Genomic DNA, 9879 nt, shown 5'->3' on the forward strand with positions numbered 1-9879 from the left:
ATTAAGACTGACTGGTTGTGATTAGGAATGAGTGTAACTTTAAACGCTTTTTGCATTTTAATTTTCGCTATATCCTAGAAATAAGTTTATCATGGAAGCAAGCATCTGCTAACCTAACTATGGAAATTATGATCGCCTAACTCATGACTAGAAGTCACGAGTGTGCGGCTTGTAGAAATCAAAACAGAATAAAAAGTCTGTATTGACGTTCAATCTTCTCTTTATCTTTAATAAATTGCAATCTGGCATTTTCCTTGTTGAACCATTGATATTGGACGTTTAGTAGTAAAACTTACGCAAAACTACATACGCGGGCAATTTATCTAGACGAAGGCTGACCGCAGGGTACATTGGTGTCAACTTCAGCCAAAACTCCTTTAAAACATCGTTTCTAGCTCTCTGGCTAGAAATGCTCCTCATTGCGGCTCTGCCGCAAGTCTTGAGGCGGCAGCCTCCCATAGGCATTAAGAGTCAGAGACTTATTTTCGAGACAATCTCTAAAAGCTGGTTATAGACTACACATCTGGTGAAAAAGAATTGTTTTGACGTAGCACTGCTACGTCAAAACAAAAGTTCTGGGTAACGCATATTTAATTTCTGGAGATGTCTACTGGCTATGATTTAGCGCATCTTCATACACAATTGGTATGAGTAAACCGAAAATTTGGCAAAGTTGACGAAAGAATAAGGGTTTCAGCCGTCGTTTTGGGGACGTAATCACCAGAACGTTAAACCCAAAATTCCGGTTACAGGATTGATTTTTCTGATACCAGAAGCTGCAATTGCTCTTGATACACCAGACGACTACGAGCAGCTACTATATATTTTGTAAATCGGACAGGATGCTTAACATACAATAATAGTGCTATACCTTTGTAGTTGAAAATTTTAATAAACCACAAAGCCAACTTTTGCAACACAACCCTATTTGATGGCTAAATCAAATTTTTCCACAAAACAGCTCGGCAGCCAGTTAATCCAGTGGTTGCTTGAAGAAGACGGACGCAACAAGGAAGGGCCTTACCGCAAGCAAGAACTACATCGCCAGCATTCTTGGTGGCAGGTGATGTGCTTGACCGGTGTAGATTATTTCTCGACTCTTGGCTATCAACCTGGGATTGCAGCACTGGCGGCTGGCGCTCTTTCGCCTCTAGCTACCCTAATTTTGGTTTTGCTGACACTCTTTGGCGCATTGCCAATCTATCGGCGCGTTGCTGCCGAAAGCTCTCAAGGGGAAGGGTCGATCGCAATGTTAGAGCGTTTGCTCCCCTGGTGGCAAGGTAAATTCCTTGTGCTGTGCTTACTTGGCTTTGTGGCAACCGACTTTATTATTACCATTACTTTGTCAGCTGCTGATGCTACAGCCCATATCATCGAAAATCCCCTGGTTCCAATTTGGGTTCACAGTCAGACGATCCCTATCACCCTAGAATTAGTTGCATTACTAGGCGCAGTTTTCTTGAAAGGTTTCCGAGAAGCGATTGGGATTGCAGTAGTTTTCGTGGCAGTTTATCTGCTATTAAACTTCGTTGTCGTTGGCGTCGGTCTGTATCAGATTTTAACTCACCCGGTAGCGATCGCTAACTGGCAGACTGCACTTTTTGCCCGCGACTCTAACCCTTTGATATTAGTCGGCATATCTCTTTTGATATTCCCCAAGCTAGCGCTGGGATTGTCAGGCTTTGAGACTGGTGTAACCGTTATGCCCCTGGTTCAAGGTAGCAGCAGTGACACTCAAGAGCATCCCAGAGGGCGGATTCGGAATACACGTAAGCTGCTCACCAGTGCTGCTGTGATTATGAGCTTCTTTTTGCTCACCACCAGCTTTATAACTACTCTACTGATTCCAGCCGCAGAATTTGCATCTGGAGGCAAAGCTAACGGACGGGCCCTTGCTTATTTAGCACATCTGTATCTAGGCAATGGCTTTGGCACAATTTACGATTTAAGTACTATTTTCATTTTGTGGTTTGCAGGTGCATCTGCAATGGCAGGGCTACTGAATATCGTACCCCGCTATCTACCACGCTATGGCATGGCACCCAATTGGGCACGAACAACACGACCTTTAGTTTTAGTCTATACAGCGATCGCTTTTGTTGTCACAATTATCTTTCGGGCAAATGTGGAAGCCCAAGGTGGGGCTTACGCAACTGGTGTGCTTGTGTTAATCACCTCAGCCGCTTTTGCCGTAACCTTATCAGCCCACCGTCGTCGAGAGAAGCGGGCAAAATTCGTCTTTGGCATTATCACACTGTTATTTTTATATACCACTGTTGTTAATATTATCGAAAGACCAGAAGGCATTAAGATCGCTGGATTCTTCATCGGTACGATCATTTTTACCTCGCTGGTTTCTCGTGTTTGGCGTTCAACAGAACTGCGAACAGAGCGGATCGAAGTTGACGAACTTGCTCGCCAATTCCTGGCGGAAGAGAGCCAGGGAGCAATACGGCTAATTGCCAATCGGTTGAATAAGGGCGATGTCCTAGAGTATTTTATGAAAGAGAAAGAGGTACGTGAGGATAACCATATTCCAACCAACGATCCAATTCTATTTCTAGAGATTCATGTATCAGATGCTTCGGAGTTTGCGGATGTCATCAAAGTAAAAGCGGTGCAAGTTGGTGATTATCGCATTCTCCGGGCTGAGAGTGCAGCAGTACCTAATGCGATCGCGGCTTTACTGCTTTATATTCGTGATCAAACAGGTAAGATTCCCCATGTCTACTTCGGCTGGGTTGAAGGCAACCCCATACAATACTTACTGCGTTTTATCTTATTTGGGGAGGGTGATATTGCTGTAGTCACTCGTGAAGTACTCCGTCGAGCTGAAAAGAATCCTCACAGGCGTCCTGGCGTTCATGTCGGGGGTTAATTAAGCATCACGGATTAATAATAACCACAAAACTTTTTTCCCAGAGGTCTAATGAATAATTCCTACAAGAAAAATGTTGTCATTATCGGAGGAGGTCCGGCGGGGTTAGCCACAGCTTTAATGTTAGCGAAAAGAGGCTGGAAAGATATTACAGTTATTGAAAAAAGGCCATCAGCAGATTATTACGAACCAGATAAATCCTTTAGTTATCAAATTGATGGTCGAGGCCAAAAATTAACTGATTTGTTAGAACTAACTGCCAAACTAGCTGATTTGAGTGTCTCTAGTACCGAATTTTATTGGACTCTCATTCAAAAAGACGGCACACGCAAAACAACGAAACTACCCATTGCTGATTCTAAACGCAAGACTGCCTATTGGCTGCCAAGAGCATCTTTTGTGGATTTACTTTACCAAGAAATTCATCAACATTGGCAAGATTCGATTCAGGTCTTATTTAATACTGATTGTGTAGAAATTAAACAACATATAGAGCATTTAGAAGTTATTACCCAATCTCAATATCAAGAAAAATTGAGCTTTATTCCTACTCTGATAGTAGGTTGTGATGGCTTAAGTTCTATTGTGCGTCAAACTCTTCATCAAATGGAAGATCAATCACATTCCTTTGAAATGCAAAAATTTCCTTCTGCTAGTTCCGGTTTAAAATACAAAGTTCTCACTTTACCTCCTCAGTTTCCCTTATCAGAGTCAGAAGAAGATTTAGCAGAAACTACAATGGCTTACAGCATTAGGTCTACTTTTAAAGGGCGTAAAAAAGCAATTTCTCTGGGGTTATTACCCTTTAAAAATCCTGATCAACCAAGAACGGCGAATATTATTACCTACCCAGATCATCAAATCTGGCAATTAGAAACCAAAGAAGAAGTTAAACAATTCCTGACACAAGCATTTCCTCAGCTTCCCCTAGAAAAAATTATTTCTCCTGAAGAAATAGCCAGATTTGCATCTAGTGACGGAGGTAAATTTCCTATTCCTCAATATTGTTCAGGTTTGTATCAAATTTGGGGAAAATCTGAAGATAACCAAGGAACAGCAGTAATTTTATTGGGAGATGCAGTTCATTGTTTTCCTCCCGACATTGGACAAGGCGTTAATTCTGCCTTAGAAGATATCTATGAAATCCATGAAATTTTGGCAGCAACTCAAGATAATCTCTCTCAAGCACTTCCTCGCTATGAAAGCTTACGCCAACCAGATATTAAAGCCTTAATCCGCTTAGTACAAATTAGTTATCCTTGGCAATATAATCAAGATCCTCTACAGAAGCAATTATGGAGTCTTAACTTTTTTCTGCGCTTACTTTTGAATCGTTTATTTCCTTTTCTATTTAATCCCCATTCCATATTACTAATTCAGAATCATCAACTATCTTACTCAGAAATTCTCGCTAAAAGTAACAAAACTACTCAAGTTTTAGCTATTTTAGGAGGATTGGCAATATTGACTTTAATGGTGAGTCTTATGACTTAGAAATATTTTTCTGGAATGGGACTAAGACCTTGAATAGGCTTTTCTACAAGGGGCAAGTTTAACCCAAGAATCCCACAGCTTTAGGTCAAATTTCCAAAAGCCCTGGGAGTGTTAACAAATTAATTTTCTTAGTGATGGCTTACTTTTATGTTCGTCGGTTAACTAGGGTAGCGCTAGCTTGGTCAACAGGCATCAGCACAACTTCATTAATATTGACATGGGGCGATCGCGTCACACAGAAAAATATCACATCAGCTACATCATCTGCTGTCAGGGGTGTAACTCCCTGGTAGACTTTGTTGGCGCGTTCAGTATCTCCGTGAAAGCGCACCTCGCTAAATTCCGTTTCTACCATACCAGGGTCAACGGAAGTTACACGTACCCGCGTTCCCAACAAGTCTTGTTTTAAACCTTCAGAAATTGCCCTGACAGCAGCTTTAGTTGCACAGTAGACATTGCCACCGGGATAGGTTTGATGTCCGGCAATGGAACCTAAATTTACCACATGACCGCGATCGCGACTCACCATTCCCGGAACGACATAACGCGAAAGGTAAAGTAAACCCTTAACGTTAGTATCAATCATGTCTTCCCAGTCTTGAAAATTGCCTTCGTGCAACTTGTCTAAACCACGACTTAGACCAGCATTATTAATTAGAATGTCGATATCAGCCCAGGCGGGGGGTAGAGTCGAAATAGCAGATTCAACAGCACTGCGATCGCGCACATCTAGCTCTAATAAATGAAATTCAGTATTAAAATCTTTACTGAGAGTATCTGCTAGCAGCTGCAAACGCTCTAACCGTCGTGCCGCCAAGATCAGTTTTGCACCCGCACCAGCGAAGATTCTCGCACAAGCAGTACCAATACCACTACTTGCACCAGTGATCAAAATGATTTGATTTTTTAACGATATCATTGTAAGTCAAGAGTCCAGTGTTAATTTAAATACACAATTTAGCGATTTAGCAAGTTACTGACAGAGAAAATTTAGGGCGACCAATTGGGGTTCTGTAGGTTAACGTCAGTGGTAGATACGGCATAGTGCTAGAAAGACCAAAGCTATTGCTTCGCTCAATGAAAGAAAATCTCTTACCGTCAAGCATCACCATCTTTTCTCGCTGCCTCAAGAAGGTTTGATAATGTTTGGGCAGCTTCATCCGCCTCGTAAGGAGACCATACAACCGCAACCGTTGATGCCAGTTCATTGAGCAGTAAATCTTCTGGATTTCTAATATTTGTAGACTCTGTAGACTCTAAATTACAGCCCTCTTCCTTCGCTACTGCTAGCAGCAGAAAATGGATGAGGCGTAACTTGTCTTGGTGTGATAGTTGACCTACAGTAGGTAGCAGTTCATTTAAAGACATATCGCTACTTATCAAAGGCTTTAATATAACTCCAGCTTATCTCACACAAATGTCTTTAGGACTTACGCAAAAAGGCAGTGAAAGCCTTGATTTCCCGTAGGGGCAATTCATGTAGCTTTAGCTTCCCGCAGGGTATTGCCCCTACATTTCGTACTTGATGCGTAAGTCCTAGTCTTAAAGGTAACGCACCATACAGCTTTTTAGTACGCTAGCGGTAGCGTAGCGCACTAAAAAGCTGTACAGACGCGATTAATCGCTCCTAACTACTTCTTCACCACTTGCAGACGCTGAGTTATCATCGTCATCCCATTACCCCGCAGAATGACAGCAGAAATCCATTGGCTACCAGGGATAGATGGTGCTTGTCCAACTTTAAATAGTCCGCCAGATGTCAGTAATTCCAAATCTACCGATGTGGGGTTGATAAATTTATCTGGTTGGATAGATTCCTCTAGCGCCGATCCTAGTAGAAAATCATCACCAAGTGGCTCTTTGACGATCGCATCAAAATTATATTTCTGACCGACTTTTACCTGCTGCGGTAATTTAATGTCAATTTGGGGTGGCTTGCTGCCAGAGGTAAGTAGGGTGCGTTCTGACAAAATATCTTGGCGGACGATTTTCCCGCCTGCAATGCGTTGACGCGATTTAATCGTGGCATTAAGAGACAAATTATTACCGCTACCGGAGGGTAAGCCAGTTATCTGTGTTTCCGTTTCGGCAATAATCCCATTGGCTTCAGATTTTGAAGATAGCAGTTTCGTACTGTATTGCAATTTGGGATATCGTTGCCAAAGTGAAATCAAAGACTTTTCCATAGTTTGGAGGTTTAATCCATCCCCATGAGTGAAATTGGGGCTGTAGAATTGCAACACCCCTTTGACATCGCCCCGGCTGGCGGCAGCATCAACTTGCGTCAACAGGTTTTTCAGTTCGGCTGGTGCATTTTGGGCTGTAGTGGCTTGGACTAATTGTTGTGGTGTCGTCGCTTGAGTGCGTTGCCAACCACTTGTTAAACCAAGTGTCAGCAGGAAGGAAATCAACCCGATACTTGCTGGAAATCTAAGTTGGCGTTTCACTAAGGCGGTAATAATGTTAGTCATTGGTAAGAATTTACTGATTTGATTAGAGAAAGTAAGGAAATTGTTTTATCTTAGTTAAGCTAGGCGCTAAACGGTAAAGGTTTGATGGCAAACGCACCGATACGATTATTAATTGCCGCCAGTGGGACTGGTGGACATTTGTTTCCAGCGATCGCACTGGCAGAGAAACTCCCAGATTATCAAATAGAATGGCTGGGAGTACCCAATCGGTTAGAAACTCAACTTGTCCCCAAACAGTATCCCTTGAATACTATTGCAGTTGAAGGGTTTCAGCAAGGGTTTGGACTATCCTCGATTCGCGTCTTGGGTAAACTCGCCCTTTCGATTCTGGAAGTTAGACGAATTCTAAAACAGGGAAATTTTCAAGGGGTGTTTACCACAGGGGGTTACATTGCTGGGCCTGCCGTCATTGCGGCGCGTTCCCTCGGTTTACCCGTGATTTTTCACGAATCTAACGCCTTACCAGGTAAAGTAACTCGCTTTTTCGGCCCTTGGTGTAATGCCATCGCCTTGGGATTTGAAGTAGCTGCTAAGTATTTGCCTCGTGCCAAAAGTGTCTACGTTGGCACTCCTGTGCGAGCCTCTTTCAGAGAAGCTTCGCTAACGCAATTTCTCGATGGGGCAATTAATCCACCTCTGGATTTAGCCATTCCTGAGGGTGTTTCCTTAATTGTTGTCTTTGGTGGTAGCCAAGGTGCAGTTGCGATTAATAAATTGGTGCGTGAATCTGCCCAGGCTTGGTTTGATGCTGGTGTATATATAGTACATTTGACTGGCGATCGCGATCCAGAAGCAGATAGTCTCAAACATCCACAGTACATAGCCTTACCTTTTTACAACAATATGGCGGCGTTGTTGAAACGCGCAACTCTTGCTATTAGTCGTTCTGGCGCAGGTAGCTTGACAGAATTGGCAGTGTGTGGAACGCCAGCGATTTTGATTCCTTACCCCTTTGCCGCCGAAGACCATCAATCTTACAATGCAGACGTATTTACTTTATCGGGTGCGGCGTTAACTTTGAAGCAATCAGAGTTGACGACACAAGGATTGCAAAGTATTGTGTTGAATTTGTTGCAGTCACCGCCAGAATTAGCAAAGATGGCAGAAAAAGCTCATGCGATCGCAGTTCCCGATAGTGCCGAAAAGTTGGCGCAATTAGTGCGTGAGGTGATTGAAACTTAAACAATTCAAAACTCAAAATAGTAAAAGACAACAGGAATTTATTTTCCAAGTTATGAATATCTTGTTTAACCAAAAATTTCGCATTACAGTAAGTTGTACTGGTTTATTACTTGTCAGTTTAGCTAGTAGCCATCTATATAGTCAGTCAAAAACTAAACAGCTAGCTCAAAAAGATCAGTCCTTTACTCAGCAAGAAAATTTTGCCCCACTTCAATCACAGATTTCCCTTACCTCAACCTTTCAAAATCCTTTTGTTACTCAACAAATATCTGAGCAGATTATCGAAAAGCAAAACGCCTTTTCATCTCGGCAGGATTTGTTAGCAGCATCTGCACCCTATCCAGTTGTCGATGAGTTCAAAAAATATAAATTTAGTATTAATGGCAGCCAGATTGTTACTCCAGTTAAACTGCCAAGTAGTAAGGTTAGCTTCAATCAAGGAGATTTATTAACCGTTCTCGTCAATACTAGAAAATATTTTCAAGATTACTCTTCAGAAGACCCAGATATTCTGCGTACAGGAATACTTGCTACTCAAGGAGTTACTCTGCCAGATGTTCTGAAAACTTTGGATTTTATGATTGCTGTCTTAAAGGAGGATGTTGCGAATAATCGAGCGACTCGTTTACAAGACCCTAAATTTATCAATAGCAATTTTCGAGTTATTAAATGGTCTGCTTACAACCAAAATAATAAACAGCAAAAACAATTACGAATTACCAAATATGCTGTCTTTACTCACTCCGGTTCTCGCAAGAAAACCTCTACTTATAATATACCGATTTATAGCTTAAAAGACAACTCTAATAACGATAAGTTCTACACTCGATACACAAAGCAAGATGTTTTGTCGGGTATTTATGAACCAGGTGGGAGAGAATCTGGAAAAGTTACAACTCTCGCTTATCTAACCAGGAATGGCTTAGAAGAAGCAATTATGGAAGGAACAATACTGATTAATTTTACGGATGGTTATCAGGCATTTTTTAATGTTGATAGAAATAATGGAATGTCTTATATTCGCGGATTGAAAGCAACAGCCCAAAAGCGTTATTGGTATTTTCGAGAAGTTGATGCTATTAAAGGCTATGGATACAAAATAGATGCAAAAATTTCTATCAAACCTGGAGTCACTTTTGCTGGAGATGTTTTGAATATCGGTTTAGGTAAAGTGATTGTGATTGAGCATACTCAAGGTGGTCGCAAACATCTGCAAATGGGAGTCATCGCCGATACAGGCGGAGCATTTTTACCTAATCTTTATCAACTTGATTTTTTGGCAGGTATTTTTAAGAATAAAAAAGAATTCGGGCAGCAGATCACGCAATTGCCAGACTATGCTACAGCATATTTTTTAGTAAAGAAGTAATGCCTTGAATTGATGTGAAATATCTAGCCACGGCTCAACATTTTATCAGGACTTACGCAAACAATAGCCGAAATCCTAATTTTTAGGTAGGGGCAATTCATGTAGCTTTAGCTGACCGCAGGGTATTGCCCCTACCGCGTGTAGTTTTGCGTAAGTCCTATCTATGTAGTTGGAACACCCGCAAATACTAAAATATAACTCTTAAATAAGCAAAACTAATAACTTGTATCAGCTTTACTGAAGTAACAAAACTTGATTAAAATTTGTAAAGTAGTGTAAAGTATTTTCACAGGCAAAGACAAAACCGCCTGATTCATAAACAACCGCAATTATAAAACGATGACAACAACCTTACAACGTCGTGAAAGCGCCAACGTATGGGATCGATTCTGCGAGTGGATCACCAGCACCAACAACCGGATCTACATCGGTTGGTTCGGCGTAATCATGATCCCCACCCTGCTAGCCGCCACCGCCTGTTTCGT

The 9879-nt window shown here is 41.7% G+C and carries 7 protein-coding genes and 1 pseudogene; 5 read left to right on the forward strand and 3 right to left on the reverse strand.

Annotated features, from left to right (window positions below):
- The first annotated feature begins 931 nt into the window (after positions 1 to 931).
- Both V7K15_RS26140 and V7K15_RS26145 read left to right on the forward strand, forming a co-directional pair.
- Positions 932 to 2878: an amino acid transporter gene (locus V7K15_RS26140; RefSeq protein ID WP_334910295.1), complete on the forward strand. Its 1947-nt coding sequence runs from the start codon at positions 932 to 934 to the stop codon at positions 2876 to 2878.
- A gap of 51 nt (positions 2879 to 2929) precedes the next feature.
- Positions 2930 to 4372, forward strand: a complete 1443-nt coding sequence (locus V7K15_RS26145) for an FAD-dependent oxidoreductase (protein WP_334910297.1) — start codon at positions 2930 to 2932, stop codon at positions 4370 to 4372.
- A gap of 145 nt (positions 4373 to 4517) precedes the next feature.
- On the opposite strand, the gene V7K15_RS26150 is transcribed toward V7K15_RS26145, so the two are convergent.
- The 3 genes from V7K15_RS26150 to V7K15_RS26160 all read right to left on the reverse strand — a co-directional run bounded on the left by V7K15_RS26150 (position 4518) and on the right by V7K15_RS26160 (position 6843).
- Positions 4518 to 5291: an SDR family oxidoreductase gene (locus V7K15_RS26150; RefSeq protein WP_334910299.1), complete on the reverse strand. Its 774-nt coding sequence runs from the start codon at positions 5289 to 5291 to the stop codon at positions 4518 to 4520.
- Between the two features lie 179 nt (positions 5292 to 5470).
- Complete coding sequence (locus tag V7K15_RS26155; protein ID WP_334910301.1) at positions 5471 to 5740, reverse strand: hypothetical protein; 270 nt, start codon at positions 5738 to 5740, stop codon at positions 5471 to 5473.
- Positions 5741 to 6003: 263 nt separating this feature from the next.
- Positions 6004 to 6843, reverse strand: a complete 840-nt coding sequence (locus tag V7K15_RS26160; protein WP_334910303.1) for a nuclear transport factor 2 family protein — start codon at positions 6841 to 6843, stop codon at positions 6004 to 6006.
- 84 nt (positions 6844 to 6927) lie between these two features.
- Between V7K15_RS26160 and murG the strand changes: the two genes are divergently transcribed.
- From murG to V7K15_RS26175, 3 genes and pseudogenes are all read left to right on the forward strand, one after another.
- Positions 6928 to 8025 (forward strand): undecaprenyldiphospho-muramoylpentapeptide beta-N-acetylglucosaminyltransferase, encoded by a 1098-nt coding sequence (gene murG, locus V7K15_RS26165; RefSeq protein ID WP_334910305.1) that lies wholly within the window; start codon positions 6928 to 6930, stop codon positions 8023 to 8025.
- Between the two features lie 52 nt (positions 8026 to 8077).
- Positions 8078 to 9394: a hypothetical protein gene (locus V7K15_RS26170; RefSeq protein ID WP_334910306.1), complete on the forward strand. Its 1317-nt coding sequence runs from the start codon at positions 8078 to 8080 to the stop codon at positions 9392 to 9394.
- A gap of 339 nt (positions 9395 to 9733) precedes the next feature.
- Positions 9734 to 9879 (forward strand): annotated as a pseudogene (locus tag V7K15_RS26175) (photosystem II q(b) protein); the annotation flags it as partial.

Source organism: Nostoc sp. (genome assembly GCF_036919815.1).
GTDB lineage: Bacteria > Cyanobacteriota > Cyanobacteriia > Cyanobacteriales > Nostocaceae > Nostoc.

What these genes read in the sequence shown, in the direction of transcription:
- V7K15_RS26155 (WP_334910301.1), bottom strand. Translation starts at nt 5,740, where the DNA reads ATGTCTTTAAATGAACTGCTACCTACTGTAGGTCAACTATCACACCAA.
- V7K15_RS26170 (WP_334910306.1), top strand. Translation starts at nt 8,078, where the DNA reads ATGAATATCTTGTTTAACCAAAAATTTCGCATTACAGTAAGTTGTACT.
- V7K15_RS26140 (WP_334910295.1), top strand. Translation starts at nt 932, where the DNA reads ATGGCTAAATCAAATTTTTCCACAAAACAGCTCGGCAGCCAGTTAATC.
- V7K15_RS26160 (WP_334910303.1), bottom strand. Translation starts at nt 6,843, where the DNA reads ATGACTAACATTATTACCGCCTTAGTGAAACGCCAACTTAGATTTCCA.
- V7K15_RS26145 (WP_334910297.1), top strand. Translation starts at nt 2,930, where the DNA reads ATGAATAATTCCTACAAGAAAAATGTTGTCATTATCGGAGGAGGTCCG.
- murG (WP_334910305.1), top strand. Translation starts at nt 6,928, where the DNA reads ATGGCAAACGCACCGATACGATTATTAATTGCCGCCAGTGGGACTGGT.
- V7K15_RS26150 (WP_334910299.1), bottom strand. Translation starts at nt 5,291, where the DNA reads ATGATATCGTTAAAAAATCAAATCATTTTGATCACTGGTGCAAGTAGT.